Source organism: Allosphingosinicella sp. (assembly GCF_035626655.1).
Lineage (GTDB): Bacteria > Pseudomonadota > Alphaproteobacteria > Sphingomonadales > Sphingomonadaceae > Allosphingosinicella.
On sequence record NZ_DASPNF010000004.1, the window covers coordinates 137,050 to 155,166 of the forward strand.

The 18,117-nt window shown below is 68.1% G+C and carries 14 protein-coding genes; 2 read left to right on the top strand and 12 right to left on the bottom strand.

Annotated features, from left to right (window positions below; genetic code table 11):
- Positions 1-52 precede the first annotated feature (52 nt).
- Positions 53-226: a DUF1328 family protein gene (locus VEC11_RS02740; RefSeq protein WP_464128895.1), complete on the top strand. Its 174-nt coding sequence runs from the start codon at positions 53-55 to the stop codon at positions 224-226.
- Here the strand turns inward: VEC11_RS02740 and VEC11_RS02745 are convergent.
- From VEC11_RS02745 to VEC11_RS02800, 12 genes are all read right to left on the bottom strand, one after another.
- Complete coding sequence (locus VEC11_RS02745; protein ID WP_464128898.1) at positions 219-617, bottom strand: DUF4345 domain-containing protein; 399 nt, start codon at positions 615-617, stop codon at positions 219-221. The two genes, VEC11_RS02740 and VEC11_RS02745, sit on opposite strands and share 8 nt — an antisense overlap.
- On the bottom strand, positions 614-901 hold the full coding sequence (locus VEC11_RS02750) for a hypothetical protein (protein WP_464128900.1): 288 nt from the start codon (positions 899-901) through the stop codon (positions 614-616). The genes VEC11_RS02745 and VEC11_RS02750 overlap by 4 nt, the downstream gene beginning before the upstream one ends.
- Positions 902-955: 54 nt before the next feature.
- Positions 956-1,957 (bottom strand): beta-N-acetylhexosaminidase, encoded by a 1,002-nt coding sequence (gene nagZ / locus VEC11_RS02755; protein WP_464128902.1) that lies wholly within the window; start codon positions 1,955-1,957, stop codon positions 956-958.
- 159 nt (positions 1,958-2,116) lie between these two features.
- Positions 2,117-2,824, bottom strand: a complete 708-nt coding sequence (locus VEC11_RS02760; protein ID WP_464128904.1) for an SPOR domain-containing protein — start codon at positions 2,822-2,824, stop codon at positions 2,117-2,119.
- 38 nt (positions 2,825-2,862) lie between these two features.
- Complete coding sequence (gene argS / locus VEC11_RS02765) at positions 2,863-4,593, bottom strand: arginine--tRNA ligase (protein WP_464128906.1); 1,731 nt, start codon at positions 4,591-4,593, stop codon at positions 2,863-2,865.
- A 93-nt stretch (positions 4,594-4,686) separates the two neighbouring features.
- On the bottom strand, positions 4,687-5,064 hold the full coding sequence (locus VEC11_RS02770) for a surface-adhesin E family protein (protein ID WP_464128908.1): 378 nt from the start codon (positions 5,062-5,064) through the stop codon (positions 4,687-4,689).
- A gap of 19 nt (positions 5,065-5,083) precedes the next feature.
- Positions 5,084-5,494 carry a surface-adhesin E family protein gene (locus VEC11_RS02775; protein WP_464128910.1) on the bottom strand — a complete coding sequence of 137 codons (411 nt, stop codon included), beginning with the start codon at positions 5,492-5,494 and terminating at the stop codon, positions 5,084-5,086.
- Between the two features lie 16 nt (positions 5,495-5,510).
- A complete protein-coding gene (locus VEC11_RS02780; protein ID WP_464128912.1) occupies positions 5,511-5,939 on the bottom strand; it encodes a surface-adhesin E family protein in 429 nt (142 codons plus the stop codon).
- Positions 5,936-6,370, bottom strand: coding sequence for a surface-adhesin E family protein (locus VEC11_RS02785; RefSeq protein WP_464128913.1), 435 nt, complete (start codon positions 6,368-6,370; stop codon positions 5,936-5,938). Before VEC11_RS02785 ends, VEC11_RS02780 begins: the two co-directional genes overlap by 4 nt.
- Positions 6,371-6,383: 13 nt before the next feature.
- Entirely contained in the window at positions 6,384-7,172 is a 789-nt protein-coding gene (locus VEC11_RS02790) for a surface-adhesin E family protein (RefSeq protein ID WP_464128916.1), read from the bottom strand.
- An 11-nt stretch (positions 7,173-7,183) separates the two neighbouring features.
- Positions 7,184-7,603: a surface-adhesin E family protein gene (locus tag VEC11_RS02795; RefSeq protein ID WP_464128917.1), complete on the bottom strand. Its 420-nt coding sequence runs from the start codon at positions 7,601-7,603 to the stop codon at positions 7,184-7,186.
- A 33-nt stretch (positions 7,604-7,636) separates the two neighbouring features.
- Positions 7,637-8,056 (bottom strand): surface-adhesin E family protein, encoded by a 420-nt coding sequence (locus VEC11_RS02800; protein WP_464128919.1) that lies wholly within the window; start codon positions 8,054-8,056, stop codon positions 7,637-7,639.
- A gap of 1,100 nt (positions 8,057-9,156) precedes the next feature.
- On the opposite strand from VEC11_RS02800, the gene VEC11_RS02805 reads away from it, so the two are divergent.
- Positions 9,157-18,117, top strand: an 8,961-nt coding sequence (locus tag VEC11_RS02805) for a tandem-95 repeat protein (protein WP_464128921.1), incomplete at its 3' end; no start/stop codon positions are given.

Sequence of the window (18,117 nt, forward strand, 5' to 3'; positions counted from 1 at the left end):
TTGGGAGCCTTTGCCGGGGGCGGTTCGTTCTGCCCGGCAAAGGAGATTTGTCATGTTGAAATGGGCGCTTATCTTTTTTGTGGCCGCTCTGGTGCTCGGCCTGCTCGGCTTCGGCGGCCTTGCCGGGGCCTCGATGGGTATCGCCAAGGTCCTGTTCGTGGTGGCGCTGGTGATCGCGCTGGCGATGCTGCTGCTCGGCACGACGATCTACCGCAAGGTCACCTAGCGTAGCGGCGGGCCACGCGCGCCTGCCAGAGCAGCAGCAAGGGGACGACGCCCAGCTCGGCGGCGAGCGCGAGCCAGTGGCCCGCCGAGGGGGCGTCGCCCATGGCCATCCCCAGGGCGCGCGCCAGGCCGCCGATGATGACGGCCGCGCAGACCCAGCGGAAGCGGGCGGTCCGCCGCTCGATCGCCGGCACGCAGGAGGCCAGGACCAGGCCGAGGCCGAGGAACAGGCCGGACAGATAGCGATAATGGCTGGCGAGGTCGGGCGGCGCCTGCGCGGCCCCGACCATGGCCGGCCCTTCGACGATGCCGCGCAGCCCGAAGATCAGAGGCGACAGGCAGCCCAGCGCGACGGCGGCCTGGAGCAGGCGTCGCTCCGTCCTGCGCGTCAATCCAGCCGGTCCAGCCCGCGGCGGTGGCGGAGCAGCATCAGCGCGGCCATCACGCCCATGCCGAGCAGGAAGGGCGAGCCGTACATCAGGATGTCCGCGCCCGGCTGGCCGGCATGGCTGTTGCCAATGTTCCAGGAGGCGCCCGAGATGATGACCAGGGCGATGGTGGAGATAGACCAGGCCGGACGGCGGCCGATCACGCTGCGTCCCGTGAGCACCGCAATCACCGTCGCGAGGAAGGCCGCGGCCTGGACCGCCAGCATGACGATGATGATCGCTTTCATGGTGCCACCTCCATTCGCCTGAAGGTGACATGATAGCCGAAGCGCGGCAATCACTCAGGCGCAGGCGAGCAGGGCGTCGCGCTTGCCGATGAGCGCCTCGAGGTCCGCGGGCGCCGCGTCGAGCGTCATCGCGCGGGCGAGGCGGGCGGCGGCGGCTTCGCCCATCTGCGGGAGGGCATTCGCCAGCGCCTCATTGTCCGCCGCCTCGCCCGAGCAGTGGAGGACGATGTCGACGCCCGCAGCGAGGGCCGCCTGCGCGCGCTCGGCCAGGGTGCCGGAGAGAGCGTCCATGGCGATGTCGTCGGTCATCAGCAGGCCGTCAAAGCCGATCTCGCCGCGGATGACGTTCGCGACAATGGTTGGCGACAGGGTTGCCGGATGCCGGCGATCCCATGTCGGGTAGAGGATGTGGGCGGTCATCGCCATCGGCGCGCGGGCGGCAAGCGCGCGGAAGGGGGCGAGGTCGGCCGCCAGCGCCTCGGCGGACGCTTCGACGATCGGGAGATGATGGTGGCTGTCGGCACCGGCCCGGCCATGGCCCGGCATGTGCTTGATGATTCCGGCGACACCGCCCGCGGCGAGGCCGTCCAGCACCGCCCGGCCGAGCGCGGCGACCTGCATCGGCTCGGCCCCGAAGGCGCGGTCGCCGACGACTGCGTCCGCGCCGGAGTGGAGCAGATCGAGCACCGGCGCGGCGTTGGCGTTGATGCCGGCCTCGCCGAGCAGCAGCGCCATCGCCTGCGCATTGGCCCGCGCCGCCTCGATCGCGCTCATCGGCGCTTTTTCGTAGAGCGCGGCGAAGCGGACGGCGGCGGGGAATTCGGGCCATAAGGGCGGCCGGAGGCGGGCCACCCGGCCGCCCTCCTGGTCGACCAGGATCGGCAGGTCGGCGCGGCCGGAGACGGCGCGGAGCGTGTCGGTCAGCGCGCGGAGCTGGGCGCGGTCGACGATGTTGCGGCCGAACAGGCAGAAGCCCGCCGGATCTGCGTCGCGGATCAGGCCGCGCTCGGCATCGGTGAGGACGGGGCCGCTGAGGCCGAGGAAGGCGGGGAGCATGGGGCCTTTTAGAAAATGATACACCCCGATTGAAACCCGTCGTTCGCCCTGAGCCTGTCGAAGGGCTGTCCTTCCTGCTCGGCAACAGGAAGAAAGGCAGGGCTTCGACAGGCTCAGCCCGAACGGAGTCGCCTGGCGTCAGTCGGTCGCGACCGGGCGTCAGTTCACGATCGTGCAGGCCTCGCCGGCGGCCTGCAGGCGGCGGCAGACATTCGCGCTGTCGGGGCCGGAGGCGCGCAGGCGGTGGAGCGTGCGGCCGCCGGACTGGACCGCAACCAGATGGTGCGAGAGCGGCGCGAGATAGCGGAAGCGGCCGGCGAGCGCGCGCCAGGCATTGTTGGCCGCGGCCGGGGTCGAGAAGGCGCCGAGCTGGATCGCCGGGCCGCTCGGCGCCGGGGCCGGACGCTGCGGCTGCTGCGGGGCGGGGGCCGGGCGGGCCGGCTGCGGCGCGGGCGCGGGCGCCTGCTGCGTCGGCCGCGCCGGCTGGGCGGGGGCGGCCGGCTGCTCGGCGACGCCGTTGACGTTGAGATTGCCGCGCGGCGTATTGCCCTCGCTGGCGGCGACGCTGGTATTGCCCTCGCCGGACAGGTTCATGCCGCCCGGATTTTCGGGACGCTGCTTGTAGTCGCCCTTCTCGGCGGTGATGATCTGGTTCTCGTCGGCCTGGCTGCGATTGCCGAGCCAGTAGAGACCGCCGACGATGACGCCGATCGCGATCAGGCCGATGACGAGCGCCGCGACCAGCTTGAAGGCCGAGGGGCCGTCGCGGCCATCGTCGTCTTCCTCGACCGCCTCGAGCCAGGGCAGCCGGTCCTCGTCGGCCAGCACGATCTCCTCGGCATCGGGATCGGCGCGGTTGTCGCTCATCGGGGCATCCCCTCCGTCGGCCGGGCGTCGCGGCATGACTACATCTCCGTGGCCGCGGTCACCCCCATGATGCCGAGCCCATTGCGGACAATTTGCCCGATTGCGTGTGCCAAAGCCATACGCGCGCGTGTCAATTCGGGATTCTGTGCCAGGAGGAAACGCTTCGAGGGGTCGTCGTTACCGCGGTTCCACCAGGCGTGGAAGGCGGCGGCGAGGTCATTGAGATAGAAGGCGATCCGGTGCGGCTCATGCGCGGCGGCGGCGCCTTCGACCTGGCGGGGAAAGGTGGCGGCGAGTTTGACCAGCGCCAGCTCCTCGTCGTCGAGAAGGGACAGGTCCGCCTCGCCGGCGAGGTCGATCCCCTCCTCCGCCGCGCGCTTGCCGAGCGAACTGATCCGGGCGTGGGCGTATTGGACGTAGAAGACCGGGTTGTCCTTCGACATCTCGACGACCTTGGCGAAATCGAAGTCCAGGGGCGCATCGGCGCGGCGGGTGAGCATCATGAAGCGCACCACGTCCTTGCCGACCTCGCGCACGACGTCCGCCAGAGTGACGAAATTGCCGGCACGCTTCGACATCTTCACCGGCTCGCCGGCGCGGAACAGGCGGACCATGTTGACCAGCTTCACGTCGAGATCGACCTTGCCGTCGGTCAGCGCCGAGACCGCGGCCTGGACGCGCTTCACGGTGCCGGCATGGTCGGCGCCCCAGATGTTGATCAGATGGTCGGCGCTCTCGGCCTTCTGCAGATGATAGGCGGCGTCGGCGCCGAAATAGGTCCAGCTGCCGTCCGACTTCTTCATCGGCCGGTCCTGGTCGTCGCCATATTCGGTCGAGCGGAACAGCGTGAGCTCGACCGGCTCCCACTCGTCATGCGGATCGAGACTCTTCGGCCGCTCGAGCGCGCCCTCGTAGACGAGGCCCTTCTCGCGCAGGGTGGCCATGACCCGCTCGGCGGCGCCGCTCTCCTGCACGTCGGCCTCGGAGGCGAAGAGGTCGTGATGGATGCCGAGCAGGGCGAGATCGTCCTTGATCAGCTCGACCATCATCCGAACCGAGGTCAGCCGGAACGCCTCCAGCCACTCCTCCTCGGGCGCGTCGGCGTAGCGGTCGCCAAATTCGGCGGCGAGCTCCTTGCCGACCGGGACCAGATAGTCGCCCGGATAGAGGCCCTCGGGGATCTCGCCGACCTCGCGGCCGAGCGCCTCCAGATAGCGCAGGTGCGCGGAGCGGGCGAGGACGTCGACCTGACCGCCGGCATCGTTGACATAATATTCGCGGGTCACGCCATAGCCGGCATATTCGAGCAAAGCGGCGAGGGCGTCGCCGACCACCGCGCCCCGGCAATGGCCCATATGCATCGGCCCGGTCGGGTTGGCGGAGACATATTCGACGTTGACGGTCTGGCCGGCGCCCATGGTGGAGCGGCCATAATCGTCGCCCGCGGCGAGCATTGCGCGCAGCTCCTCCTCCCAGACCGCGCGGTCGAGGCGGATGTTGATGAAGCCCGGCCCGGCAATCTCCGCGCCCGTCACCTCGTCGAGCGCGGCGAGGCGGGGCGCGATCAGCTCGGCGAGCGCGCGCGGATTGGTGCCCGCGGGCTTGGCGAGGACCATCGCGGCATTGGTGGCGAGATCGCCGTGGGAAGGGTCGCGCGGCGGCTCCACGGCGACGGCGTTTCGCTTCAGCCCCGCCGGGAGTTGCCCGTCCGCCTCGAGGGCGTCGAGCAGGGCGTCGAGATGCGCGGCGAAGCGGGCGTAGAGCGTCACGTCTGGTTCCATTCCAACGGGGAGCGGAGGCCCTAGACGATGCTGCCGCGAAATTGAAGCGCACGGTTCCGCAATGGTGCGCCGGCCCGCTTCCTAGCCCGGGGTTCGCCGCGGGCAATATTCGGCGAGGATCGTCGCATTGGGCGAGCCCGCCCCGACCGGCCGGTCCTGCGCGGCGAAGCCCCGGGCGGGCCGGTCCTCCATGGTGGCGCCATCGGCGTCGAAATAGCGGACGTGCAGGGTGACGAAGCTCTGCCGCGCGCAATTGTAACGGTTGCGGGTGATCCCGCTCTTCATGCCGCTCGGCTGGACCCGGGCGAACAGGGCCCGGATGGTGATCTCGAACATGTCGCCGTCGCGCCGCAGCGAGGCCGGATCGACGAAGACCTCGCCGCGCTCGGAGCGGTGGACGGAGCGCCATTGCGGCGCCTCCGCCTGGACGAGGGCCGCTGCTGCGATGAGCTCGATCATCCCTGCTCCTTTCGCCGGCCTAGCGGGCGCAGAATTCGTCGATCAGGGCGGCGCGGGGGGAGCCCGCCGGCGCCGGCTCGGCCGCCGCCAATCCGGCCGGCGCGTCGTGCACGATGCCGCCCGCCGCATCATAGCCGGTGAAGTGAAGCACCCTGGTCGTCCGGGCCACGCAGTCCAGCCGCACCCGGGCCACGAAGCGGGCGACATTGCCCCCGATCGGCGCGGTCGGCACGGTGAGCGTGTTGATCTCCACGACATTGCCGTCGCGGCGGGCGGAGGCGGGATCGACATAGCCGGAAGCGTCGGTGATCGCCCGTACCAGCTGGACCTGCCGCCAGCGGGGGCAATGGGGCGGGCCGGCATCGGGCTGGCCGACATGGCAGGGGTCCGCCGCCTGGGCCAAAGCCGCCGCCAGCACGAGCTCGATCATCGTCCTGCCTCCTCCTTCACGCGCCGGTGGCGGTGCCGCAAAATTCGTCGAGCACCTGGGCGTAGGGCGTTCCCGGCGCCGGCCGCGCGGTCCGGTCAGTGGTGACCGGCGCCTCGAAGATCCGGCCGCCATTTTCGTCCCAGGCGCTGAGATGGACGACGGTTTTGGTCCGCGCCGCGCAGTCGAGGCGGATGCGCGCGTTGAGGATGCGCGCGCCGCCGGCGAGCGGGCGGTTGAAGACGGTGCGGAGCATGATCTCCACGTTCGTGCCGTCGCGGCGGACCGAGGACGGATCGACATAGCCGTCGCCTTCCTCGGCCCGGCGGACGAGGCGCCACCCGGGGCAGCCGGGGCCGGGGGCGGCGACGCGCGCGATCGAGTTGCACGGGTCCGTCGGCTCTGCCGCGCCCTGCGCCAGCGCCGCCGCGATCATGAGCCCGATCATGCTACCTCCCTCGACGCAGGGGCCTGACAATAACCAGCAAACAAGGTCGCGATCGGCGTATTCGCCTGAATCGGGGGAGACGAGAATCCCGGAGGCGGAGGCCCTTCGACTATGAGAGCGCCGGCGGAATCGAAGACTTTGATGTGCAGCGCGACTGCGGTTCGCGTCGCGCAATCGTAGCGCAGGCGGGCGACGACGCTGCGCAAGCCGGAGGGCTCGCTTCGGGCCGCAACCGCCCGCGTGTCTATCTCAATCGCGGCAATGCTATGCTGCAGCGACGCCGGATCGACATAGACCCGGTTGCCATCGTCGGTCTGGACATAGAGCCAATTCGGGCACCTCGCTGGCCGCGGCGTGGCGAGCTCGGCAGCGTGGCAGGGGTCGGACGCCTCCCCCTGGGCCAGGGCCGCCGCCATCATGAGCTCGAGCATCGTCTCTCCCTCCTCAGCGCGGGCAGAATGCGTCGATCATCATGCGGCCGGCCGTGTGGCCCACCGGCTGCTCGGCCGCGGTGTCGCCGGTCAGGTCCTCGTCGATCATCGGGGCGCCGTCGTCGCGGAACACGGTCATGTGCCGCATCGATGCGGTCCGCGCGGGGCAATTGAAGCGCAAGGTGGTGATATGGCTGCGCACGCCGTCCGGCCTCACCGCGTGGAATCGCATCAAAGTCCTGACGGTGACGCTGTCGCCGCTGCGCTCGGCCGGGACGGTATCGAAGAACAATTCGGCCTCGTCGTCGCGCGACGCGGAGCGCCATTCGCCGGCGGCCGCCTGCAGCGCGGCGAGCCGGGCGCGCCGCTCCGTCGCGTCCACTGCCGGGCAATATTCGCTTATCAGGCCGGCGAGCGGGCTGCCGTCGATCAGCAGCTGCGGCCGGGCGTCGTCGCCGGTGACGGCCGTTTCCGACATCCGGATGCCGGCGGCGGTGTAGACGGTGATGTGCACCAGGCTCAGGGACATCGCCCGGCAGTCGAAGCGGAGCAGGTTGATCCCGCTTCGCCCGCCGTCCGGCCGGTCCGACGAGAAGACGATCCGGGTCGCGATCTCGAACGCGTCGCCGCTGCGGCGAAGCGAGGCCGGATCGACGGACATGCTGCCGTCGCCATGGCTGTTCACCGGTCGCCATGCCGGGCAGGCGGGCGGCGCCGGCGCAGGCGTGGCGACGGCATTGCACGGGTCGGCCGGCTGTGCGGTGCTTTGCGCCAGGGCCGCCGCGATCATCAGCTCGATCAACTTTCCCTCCCTCAGCGCGGGCAGAATAAGGCGATCATGTCGCCATAGGGCGTGCCCTCCATCACCTGCTGCGGCTGGGCGGGTGCGGCCGGGCCGTCGAAGATCTTCACGCCCTCGCCGGTGTAGGCGACGATGTGCATGATCAGGCTCGTGCGGCGCCGGCAATCGAGGCGGATGCGCGAGTTGAAGCTGCGCGCGCCGTCCCGCATCGCCTCGCCGAGGATCGCGCGGTTCACGATCTCGACGATGTCGCCGTCGCGGCGCACCGGGGCGGGATCGACCGCCGTGCTCCCCTCCGGCGTCTCCCGGAGCAGCCGCCACTGCGTGCAGCCAGCAGGCAGGGCGGCCGGGCGCGGCACGGCGTTGCAGGGATCAGGCGCCGGCGGCGGTGCCTGCTGGGCCAGCATTGCGGCGATGGTCAGCGCGATCATGCCTGCTTTCTCCCGTTCGGCAGGGGCCTTGCGTCAGCGTGGGCAGAATTCGGTGAGGAGCCCGGCCATGGGGCTGCCGGCAGGAACCGGCTCCGGGTCCGCCGCGTCGCCGCTGGTGTCGCCTTCGACAAGCAGGGTGCCGCTCTCGTCATAATAGGCGCTGTGACGAAGCGCCCAGGTGCGGGCCGCGCAGTCATAGCGGTTGGTGGTGACGCCGCTGCGCATGCCCTCCTCCTCCTGCGGCGTGGCGTAGACGATGCGCGTGTCGATCTCGAAGCCGGCCGCGTCGCGTCGCACCGAGGCGGGATCGATGAACAGCTCGACCTGGTCGTCGCCGGCCAGCCGCCGCCATTGCCGGCAGGTCGCGGGCCGTGCCGCGGGAGCGGCCGCGTGGCACGGATCCGGCCCCGCCCCGGCCTGGGCCAGCGCCGCCGCCATCACCAAGTCGATCATGCCCGATCCTCCCCGTAGCAGCCTGACGGCAAACCGCTCCGGCGGCAAGCGGGGAGCGACGGAGCAGTAACGAGCCTGATCCAGATTTGGTTTATTTCCAGGAACGCCGGGCGGCGCCGTCCGTTTACCATGTCGACCATTGCGGTCCGTCTTGAATCTCTCCCTGAACCGGCGAGGCCGCCCGTCACCAGTCCGGGCGGCCTTCCCATTTCGGGGCCCCGCCGCAATTCGAAATCCAGTCTGCGGCAAACCCTGCAGGATTTTCCCGGTAAGCGATTGACTTAAATCAGTCCTGGCATAGCCTCGGCGGTTTGGGGCAGCGGCCACTGCTCCGAGTCGTGGCGTCTTCATGGCCGAAGACAGGAACGACACGCCCCCCTCCGGGACGCCCCCCCGAGTCCGGCGACGACGTTCTCGTCGCCGAGGGGAGGGTTATGCCCGTGGCACGCAGCAGGCTTCGCACGTCCAGCGAGATCAATCCGGCGATCGAGAACAGGCTGAACGGGGGGGATGAATTTGCGCTGGTTGGGAGCGAGATCGGGCGCATTGATCCCGGTGGGTTGACGAGCGCGTTCCTGTACGGCGACCTCTGGATAAACGAATTTCACTACGACAACGCGAGCACCGACACAGGTGAGTTTGTCGAGGTTGCAGGAATCGCCGGAACGAACGTCGCTGGCTGGCGCATCATTCATTACAACGGCAATGGCGGCACCATCATAAGCAACACCACCTTGTCGGGCACTATTCCCGACCAGGAAAACGGAATTGGGACGCTTAGCTTTCTAATTCCGGAGCTTCAGAACGAAAACGAAGGGATTGCGCTCGTGCGCCCTGACGGGTCCGTAGTAGAGTTCATTTGCTACGAAGGCGCCGTCACCGCGACCACGGGTCCAGCCAATGGGATGAGTGCGGTGAATGTCGGTGTGGATGAAGATCCTGCGCCGGCTGCTGGAAGCTCGATAGGCCGCATCGGGACGGGCAATCGGCCGTCAGAATTCACATGGGCGGTGATCGTCGACGACAGTCCGGGGGGAGTGAATAGCGGGCAGACCTTTGATGCTCTTCAGCACGGCGCGCTCTCCATCGGCAATGTTGTTATGGACGAAGGCAATGCGGGCACGACCGTCTTCAGCTTCACCGTCACCCGCACCGGCGGCACGGACGGCGCCGTGGGCGCGAGCTGGACGCTGAACGCGCCGGGCGGGGCGAGCTTTGCCGACAGCGCGGACTTTGCCGGCTTCCCGCAGAGCGGCACGGTCAGCTTCGCCGACGGCGAGGACACGGCGACGATCATTATCAACGTCCAGGGCGACTTCGACTATGAGGACCCGGAGGACTTCACCGTCACCCTCTCCGTGCCCACCGGCGGCGCGACCATCTCCGGCGACACCGGCACAGGCACGATCCTCAGCGACGACCCGGCGATCGACGGTACGCCCGGCGACGATGCCGGCCCGGGCGCCCTCGTCGGCACCAGCGGCAACGACCTGATCAACGGCCTGGCCGGCGACGACGAACTGTTCGGCGCCAACGGCAACGACACGATCAACGGCGGCGACGACGACGACTTCCTGAGCGGCGGGAACGGCAACGACATCATGAGCGGCGACGACGGCCGCGACTTCCTCGACGGCGGCGCCAATGACGACATGCTGTTCGGCGGGCTCGACCACGACCGGCTGCAGGGCGGCGCCGGCAACGACAATCTGGACGGCGGCGAGGGCGACGAGCAGCTGATCGGCGGGACGGGCAACGACGTCATCACCGGCGGCGACGGCTTCGACCGGGCCAGCTATTTCACCAATGTCGGCGGGCTCGGCGTCAACGTCTCGCTGCTGCTGCAGGGCAGCGCCCAGAACACGCTCTCGCAGGGCAACGACACGCTGACCGGCATCGAGCATCTCTCGGGCACCGCCTTCTCGGACACCCTGACCGGCGACGACGGCGACAATTGGCTGTGGGGCGCGCAGGCCAATTTCGGCGGCGACTTCTCCTCGACCAACAATGACGCGATCTCCGGCAATGGCGGCAACGACCTGATCACGGTCGGCATCGGCGACCATGACGTCGACGGCGGCGCGGACGAGGACACGTTCCGCTTCACGGAGAATACCGCGATCGTCGAGAACGGGATTACGGTGTCGCTGGCCATGCAGGGCGTCGTCCAGATCACGGGCTATGGCGGCTGGCGGCTGACGAATTTCGAGAACCTTTCCGGCGGGCAGGGCGGCGACACGCTGACCGGCGACGACAATGCCAACCGGATCACCGGCGAACGCGGCAACGACGTCATCGCCGGCGGCGGCGGCAACGACACGCTCGCGGGCGACCTCATCTACGACATCGACACGCACGGCACCGGCTGGTCCGGCGCGCCACGGCTGATGATCGCGCTCGACGATAGCGGCCTGCCCGAATCCGGCGGCGACGACAGCCTCGACGGCGGCGACGGCGAGGACACCGCGCTCTATCTGTTCGACGGCGGCGCGGGCACGCTCAGCATCGTCGCCGACGGCAACGACTATCTGGTGCTGCGCAACATGGAGCAGGTCGCGCGGATCAGCTTCTCCGGCGCCACGACCACGGTCACCGGGCTCAATTCGGGCGCGATCATCGGCACCGACACGCTCGTCAACGTCGAGCATATCAGCTTCGCCATCGACGGCACGCCGGCGATCATCTTCGACGTGCCGGTGGCCAACACCGCACCGGTCGGCGTCGACGACAATTATTCGGTGGCCGAGAACGGGGTGCTTTCCGCCGTCGGGGGACGTGGCTCCCCCCAGGGCGTGCTGGCCAACGATATGGATGCCGACTTCAACCCGCTGACCGCGACGCTGGTGGACGGACCGCAGCACGGATCGCTCACCTTCAATCCCGACGGCACCTTCATCTACACGCCGGACGCCGGCTATGACGGTCCGGACAGCTTCACCTACAAGCCGAACGACGGCACCGAGGATGGCAACGTCACCACCGTCTTCATTACGGTCGTCGCCGCCAACGAGCCGGCCGTCGCGGTCGCGGACAGCTATTCGACCGACGAGGACACGGTGCTCAACGTCGCCGCGCCGGGCGTGCTGGCGAACGACACGGATGCCGAAAGCAACGCGCTGACGGCCGTGCTGGCGAGCGGCCCGTCGCACGGCATGCTGACCCTGAATGCGGACGGCAGCTTCGACTATGTTCCCGAGGCGGAGTTCAGCGGCGTCGACAGCTTCAGCTACTGGGCCTATGACGGGAATTCCTTCGGGGTGCCGGTCACCGTCGAGATCACCGTCAATGCGGTCAACGACGCGCCGGCCGCCCTCGACGACAATTATGCGACGGACGAGGACACGACTCTCTCCATCGCCGCGCCGGGCGTGCTCGCGAACGACACGGACGCGGAAGGCAATGCGCTCACCGCCGTGCTGGTCAGCAGCGTCTCGCACGGCACCCTGACGCTGAACAGCGACGGCAGCTTCGACTATACGCCGGACAGCGATTTCAACGGCGTCGACAGCTTCACCTACAGGGCGAATGACGGCACCGCCGACGGCAACGTCATGACCGTTTACCTGACCGTCAACCCGGTGAGCGACGTGCCGGTCGCGACGGCCGATTCCTATATGACGGACGAGGATACGCCGCTCATGGTGGCGGCCATGGCCGGCGTGCTCGCGAACGACACCGACGCCGACGGCGACGCGCTGTCCGCCATCCTGGTCGACGACGTCCTGCACGGCACGCTGTCGCTCAGCGCCGACGGCAGCTTCCTCTACACGCCGGACGCCGACTATCACGGCGCGGACAGCTTCACCTACCGGGTCAATGACGGCACCGCCGACGGCAATACCGTGACGGTTTCCATCAATGTGAACCCGGTGAACGACGCGCCGGCCGGCGTGGCGGACAATTATTCGACCCTCAAGAATACGGTGTTGACCGTTTCCGGCCCGGGCGTTCTCGGCAACGATACGGACGCGGAGGGGGACGCGCTGTCCGCCACCCTGGTAGACGACGTCTCGCACGGCACGCTGACATTCAATTCCGACGGCAGTTTCAGCTACACGCCCGAAAGCGGCTATGTCGGGTCCGACAGCTTCACCTACCGGGCCAATGACGGGACCGCCGATGGCAATATCGTCACGGTCAGCCTCAGCATTGACCCCGCGAGCGGCGTCCTGAACCCGGTCGGAGGGGACATACCGGGCAATACGCATAACAGCTTCCACGATTTCACCGCGGTCGCGGCACTCGCGAACGGCGGGTATATCCAGGTGTGGTCGGCCGGAACGGAAGGGACGACCATCGTCGACGGCAGCGGTTCCGGGATCCTGGGCCGGCTGTTCGACAATGCCGGCAACCCGATCAGCGACATGTTCCTCGTCAATGCCTCGGGAATTTTCGGCGGGGCCGGCTCGTTCGGAAGCCAGTTTTTCCCGTCGGTCACAGCGCTGGCCGACGGCGGCTTCGTCGTCGCCTGGCAATCGCCGCATGAAGGCAACGGCAGCACCAGCATCTTCGCGCAACGCTTCAACGCGAGCGGCAGCCCGGTCAACGTCGACGGCAGCACGGCCGCGCCCGGCGCGGACACCATGTTCAAGGTCGACAGCCTCGAGCCTTCCCAGCAGAAAGCCGTTTCGGTCGAGGCGCGCCCGGACGGGGGCTTTACCTTTACCTGGACGCAGTCGACCGACACCACCAGCAGCCCGCTGAACAACGACATCTTTTCGCGCACCTACAGCGCCACCGGGGTCGCGTCCGCGGTGCAGCCGGTCAACGTCAACACCACCAGCCACCAGATCGTGCCGGACGTGGCCTTCCTGGACAACAATACGGGCGTCATCGTCTGGCAGTCGCTGAACACGGCCACCAATACGTGGGACGTGTTCGCGCGGAGGCTCGACGCCAGCGGCGCGGTCACCGGCGGCGAGATCCAGGTCAACACGACCACGGCGAGCAACCAGTGGGGCGCGTCAATCTCCGCGGTGGACAGGGACGGCAACGGAACGACCGACGGATATATGGTCGTCTGGGCGTCGAACGGACAGGATGACCCCTCCATTCCGGCGTTCGCCGACAATAGCGGCATTTACGGTCAGCTGTTCGACGCCAGTTTCTCGGCGGTCGGCTCGGAATTCCGGATCAGCGACCCGCTGAGCCCGATCGACCCGAGCTTCCGCGACCAGTTCCATCCGGCCGTTGCCGATCTCGGGGACGGCACGTTCGTGGTGACCTGGGATGGCGAGAACGCCCCGACGCAAGTCGTTGCCCGGCGGTTCGACATGACCGGCGGCAGCACGCCCGTTGCGACCACCGGGACCACCCAGGTGAGCCTTGCCGGCGGCCAGAACGACTTCAGCCCCTTCATCGGCCTCGACGGCCAGCTCTACGGCTTCAGGACCGACTATGGCGGGCGCAACACGCTCTCCCGGCTCTCGAACGGCGACCTCGTCGTCACCTTCGCCCGGGACGGCAGCGTTTTCTCGCGGGTCATCGAGACCGGCCTGAACACGGCGCCGCCCAACGCCGCGCCTGACGCCGTCGACGACAGCTTCACGATCAACGGAAACAGCGGCGCCAATGTCCTGGACGTGCTCGACAACGACACGGACCCGACCAACGACTCGCTGACCATCCAGCTGGTGAGCCAGCCGGTCACCGGCGGCACGGTCTCGATCAGCGGCAATCAGATCCTGTTCACGCCGACGACGGGCTTTGTCGGAACGACAACGTTCACCTACCAGATCTGGGACAATAATGTGGCGCGGCCGGGCGTCGACACGGCGACCGTGACGGTCGAGGTGCTCACCGTCAACAACCCGCCGACCGCGGTCGACGACGTGCTCGCTGCGACCGAGGATACGCCCGTCACCTATGCGGCCGCCGACCTGCTCGGCAATGACAATGACGGCGGCGACGGCGGCCCCCTCGTCATCACCGCGGTCTCCAACTTCACGGGCGGCGTCGCCGTGCTCAACGGCGACGGCACCGTCACCTTCACACCGGCGCTCAACTTCAATGGCGTCGCCGGCTTCGATTATGTGGTCAGCGACGGCAGCGGCACCGATACCGGCCATGCGACGGTGAACGTGACCTCGGTCAACGACGCGCCGGTCATCGGCAGCCTCAGCAACGACACCGCCTCCTTCATCGAGGGCGGCGCGCCGGTGCGGCTCGACTTCGGCCTCATGGGCCCGAATGCGACGGTCACCGATGTCGACAGTCCCGATTTCGACGGCGGCTTGCTGACCGTCGCCATCACCCTCGGCCTCGCCGCCGGCGAGGACGTGCTCGGCATGGACGGCAGCGGCGTCGTCCAGCTGTCCAACGGCAGCAATGTCGGCAGCCAGATCAGCATCGCCGGCGTGGTCTTCGGGACTGTGACGGCGTCCGCGAACGATTCGATCTCGATCAGCTTCGACGGCGACGCCACGCCGGCGCGCGTGCAGGAGCTGCTCCGGATCTTCGCCTATACCAACACCAACACGCTCAACCCCTCGACCGCATCGCGCCGGATCACCTGGACCCTGGTCGACGGCGACGGCACCGCCAATGGCGGTGTCGACACGCGCGTGATCAACAGCTTCGTCGCGGTCGCGGGCGTCAACGACGCGCCCTCGGGCACCGACGCGACGTTCAGCCTCACCGAAGATACATCGCGGACGCTGAGCGCCACCGATTTCGGGTTTAGCGACGTCGACGGGCACAGTCCGATCGGGGTCATGGTGACGACCCTGCCGACCGCCGGCACCCTGCTCCTCAACGGCAGCGCGATCACGATGGGCAACACGTTCGTCACGCTCAGCCAGCTCAATGGCGGCCTGCTGGTCTTCCAGCCCGCGTCGAACGGCAACGGCGTCGGCTATTCGAGCTTCACCTTCCAGGTGGTCGACAGCGGCGGCACGCTGAACAGCGGCCACGATACGGACCAGACGCCCAACACGATCACCTTCGACGTCACCGCAGTGAACGACGCGCCGGTGAACAGCGTGCCTGGCGCCCGGAGCGTGGATGAAGACGTCAGCCTGCTCTTCGCCGCCAGCAACGGCAACCTGATCAGCGTGGCCGACCTGGACTCGGGCGCGGAGGATATCACCGTCACGCTGACCGTGCTGCACGGCACGCTTGCCGCCAACGGCCATGCGGGGCTGACCTCGCTGACGGGCAACGGCACGGCCACGGTCGAGATCGTCGGCACCGTGGCGGAGATCAACGAGGCCCTGAACGGCCTCGTCTACACGCCCGACCCCGACTATAACGGCCCGGACACGCTGCAGATCGTGACCAGCGACAATGGCAATAGCGGGACGGGCGGCACGCTTTCCGACGCTGACAGCATCGCGATCACCGTAAACTCCGTGAACGACGCGCCCGCCGGGACGGACAACACGCTCATCGTCAGCGAAGACGCGACCTACACGCTCTCCGCCGCCGATTTCGGCTTTAGCGATCCGGTCGAGGGCGACGACTTCGCTGGCGTGCTGATCACGACGATCCCGGTCCAGGGCACCCTCTTCTTCGATCCCGACGGCCCCGGAGGAGCGGATCCGGTCGATGTGGTTGCGGGCGAGTTCATTAGCGCTGCGGACATCGCACTCGGACGGTTCTTCTACCGGCCGGCCCCGAACGCCAACGGCGCTCCCTATTCGAGCTTCACCTTCCAGGTGCGGGACGACGGCGGCACCGCCAATAGCGGCGTCGACACGGACCAGTCACCCAATACGATCACCTTCAACGTCACGGCGCTGAACGATGCGCCGACGATCACGCTCGGGACGACGGCCATCACCATTCCGGAGGAGGGCGCCTTCTCGCTTTCCAACGTCTCCGTCGCCGACGTCGACGCGACGACGCTGTCGGTGACGCTGAGCGTGGCGCATGGCGCGCTGACGCTCGGCAACGTCACCGGGCTCAGCTTCACCGCCGGCGACGGCAATTTCGACGCGACCATGACCTTCTCCGGCACGGCAGCGGCGATCAACGCGGCCCTCGCCTCGGGCCTCGCCTACAATGCGGACCTCAACTATTTCGGCCCGGACGCGATCAGCATCCAGATCACCGACAATGGTGAAACCGGGAGCGGCGGCACGCAGGTGGACAGCGATTCGATCGCGATCACCGTGACGCCGGTGAACGATGCACCGGCTGGGACGGACGTCGCCCGGACGATCGCCGAGGACGGCAGCTATACCTTCTCCGCCGCCGATTTCGGCTTCACCGACGCGATCGACAATCACGGCTTCTTCTCGGTGGTCATCACGACCCTGCCGGCGAACGGCACGCTGACGCTGAACGGCAACGCGCTGAGCGCGGGGGCGGAGATCGCCGTCGCCGACATTCCGAACCTGGTCTACACGCCGCTTCCGAACGGCAATGGCGCCGGCTACGGCAATTTCACCTTCCAGGTCCGGGACAATGGCGGGACGGCCGATGGCGGCGTCGACCTCGATCCCTCCGCAAACACCTTCACCCTGAACGTCAGCGCCGTGAACGACGCCCCGACTGTGACGATCGCGCAGCCGCCGGCCGTCTGGAGCCAGGCCCCGGTGCTAGACTCCAGTATCGGTATCAACATCTCCGAATTCGTGCAGGCGGAGAATTTCACGCTCGGCGCGTCCACGGCCCTGTCGAGCCTAACCCTCTACCTGATGGAACCTGACAACACGTTCGAGGGCATTTTGGAGGGGTTCGGCGGATCATTGAGCTTCGCCATCTATCAGGATAATGGGTCAAACCTCCCGGGAACCCTGATCGTCAGCGGCGCCGATCTCTCGCCGGTGCTGACCGACACGGGGGTGAACAGCAGCTTCGGCGACGTGTTCCAGGCGGTGATCGACCTCGGCGCTGTCCCGCTGTCGGCCGGCAATTACTGGATCGCGTTTCACGAAGGCCTGTGGCAGTCGCCCTCCGACGGCAGTCGGATCTTGTTGGCGATCACCAACAGCGACATGTCGGGCGTCGGCCGTGCCTTCACCACCAACGAGACCAATCCGGACGGCACCTATGGGCTGGTGGCGGGGAGCATTGGCTTCTCGCTCGCCGGCCCGCCCCTCAGGGCCACCGAGCAGGTCGCCTTCGACCTCAAGGGCCAGATCTCGGTCGCCGACGTGGACGCCGGGACAGCCGATCTCACCGTCACCCTGTCGGTCGACTACGGCATCCTGACCGTAACGGCCGGAGGCAGCGGCGCGAGCGTGGCGGGCAGCGGCACCAGCAGCGTCACCATCACCGGCACGCTCGCGGAGATCGCGGCCCTGCTCGACACCGACGCCACCAGCTTGGTCAGCTTCACGCCGAACACGGACAACCCGCCGCCGAGCGCGACGCTCACCGTGACTGCCAATGATGGCGGCGCGACCGGCGCCGATCCGGGGCTCAGCGGCGGGACCGGCGACGAGGAGGGCAGCGCCCAGCTCGTCATCCCGATCACCGCGATCAACGACGAGCCGACCAGCGCGAACGTGACGATCAACGGGGTCAGCGAGGACGATCCCTACACCTTCCAGACGAGCGACTTCCCGTTCAGCGACGTCGACGGCAACGCCCCGTTCACGGTGCGCTTCACCTCCTTGCCGGCCGAAGGCGACATCCTGCTGAACGGCGTCGCCATCCAGGTGAATGACGAGATCGCCTACAGCGCGATCGCGGCGGGCATGCTGACCTTCCAGCCCGACCCGGACGAGTTCGGCTCGCCCTATACGAGCTTCACCTTCCAGGTCCGCGACAATGGCGGCGTGGCCAATGGCGGCGACGACCTGTCGGCCGTCTACACGGCGACCGTCAACGTCACCCCCGACAATTTGCGGCCGGTGGTTGACCTGAACGGCGGCGCTGCCGGCATCGACTTCACGACGACCTATAACGAGGACGGTCCCGCGGTCGCGATCGGCGCGGGCGTGGCCGTGTTCGACCAGGATCTGATCCCGTCGGGCGGCAATATCACCGGTGCAACGATCACGCTCACCGACCGGGTGGCCGGGGATACTCTGGTCATCACCGGCGCGCTGCCCGGCTTCATCGTGTCGCAGACAGCCGCTGCGGGCTCGTTCACCATCGAGATCACCGGCACC

Excerpts from the sequence above, each read along its gene's own strand:
- VEC11_RS02795 (WP_464128917.1), bottom strand. The coding sequence starts at position 7,603 with ATGATCGCGCTGACCATCGCCGCAATGCTGGCCCAGCAGGCACCGCCG.
- VEC11_RS02770 (WP_464128908.1), bottom strand. The coding sequence starts at position 5,064 with ATGATCGAGCTCATCGCAGCAGCGGCCCTCGTCCAGGCGGAGGCGCCG.
- VEC11_RS02780 (WP_464128912.1), bottom strand. The coding sequence starts at position 5,939 with ATGATCGGGCTCATGATCGCGGCGGCGCTGGCGCAGGGCGCGGCAGAG.
- VEC11_RS02760 (WP_464128904.1), bottom strand. The coding sequence starts at position 2,824 with ATGAGCGACAACCGCGCCGATCCCGATGCCGAGGAGATCGTGCTGGCC.
- VEC11_RS02750 (WP_464128900.1), bottom strand. The coding sequence starts at position 901 with ATGAAAGCGATCATCATCGTCATGCTGGCGGTCCAGGCCGCGGCCTTC.
- VEC11_RS02740 (WP_464128895.1), top strand. The coding sequence starts at position 53 with ATGTTGAAATGGGCGCTTATCTTTTTTGTGGCCGCTCTGGTGCTCGGC.
- VEC11_RS02775 (WP_464128910.1), bottom strand. The coding sequence starts at position 5,494 with ATGATCGAGCTCGTGCTGGCGGCGGCTTTGGCCCAGGCGGCGGACCCC.
- nagZ (WP_464128902.1), bottom strand. The coding sequence starts at position 1,957 with ATGCTCCCCGCCTTCCTCGGCCTCAGCGGCCCCGTCCTCACCGATGCC.
- VEC11_RS02785 (WP_464128913.1), bottom strand. The coding sequence starts at position 6,370 with ATGCTCGAGCTCATGATGGCGGCGGCCCTGGCCCAGGGGGAGGCGTCC.
- VEC11_RS02800 (WP_464128919.1), bottom strand. The coding sequence starts at position 8,056 with ATGATCGACTTGGTGATGGCGGCGGCGCTGGCCCAGGCCGGGGCGGGG.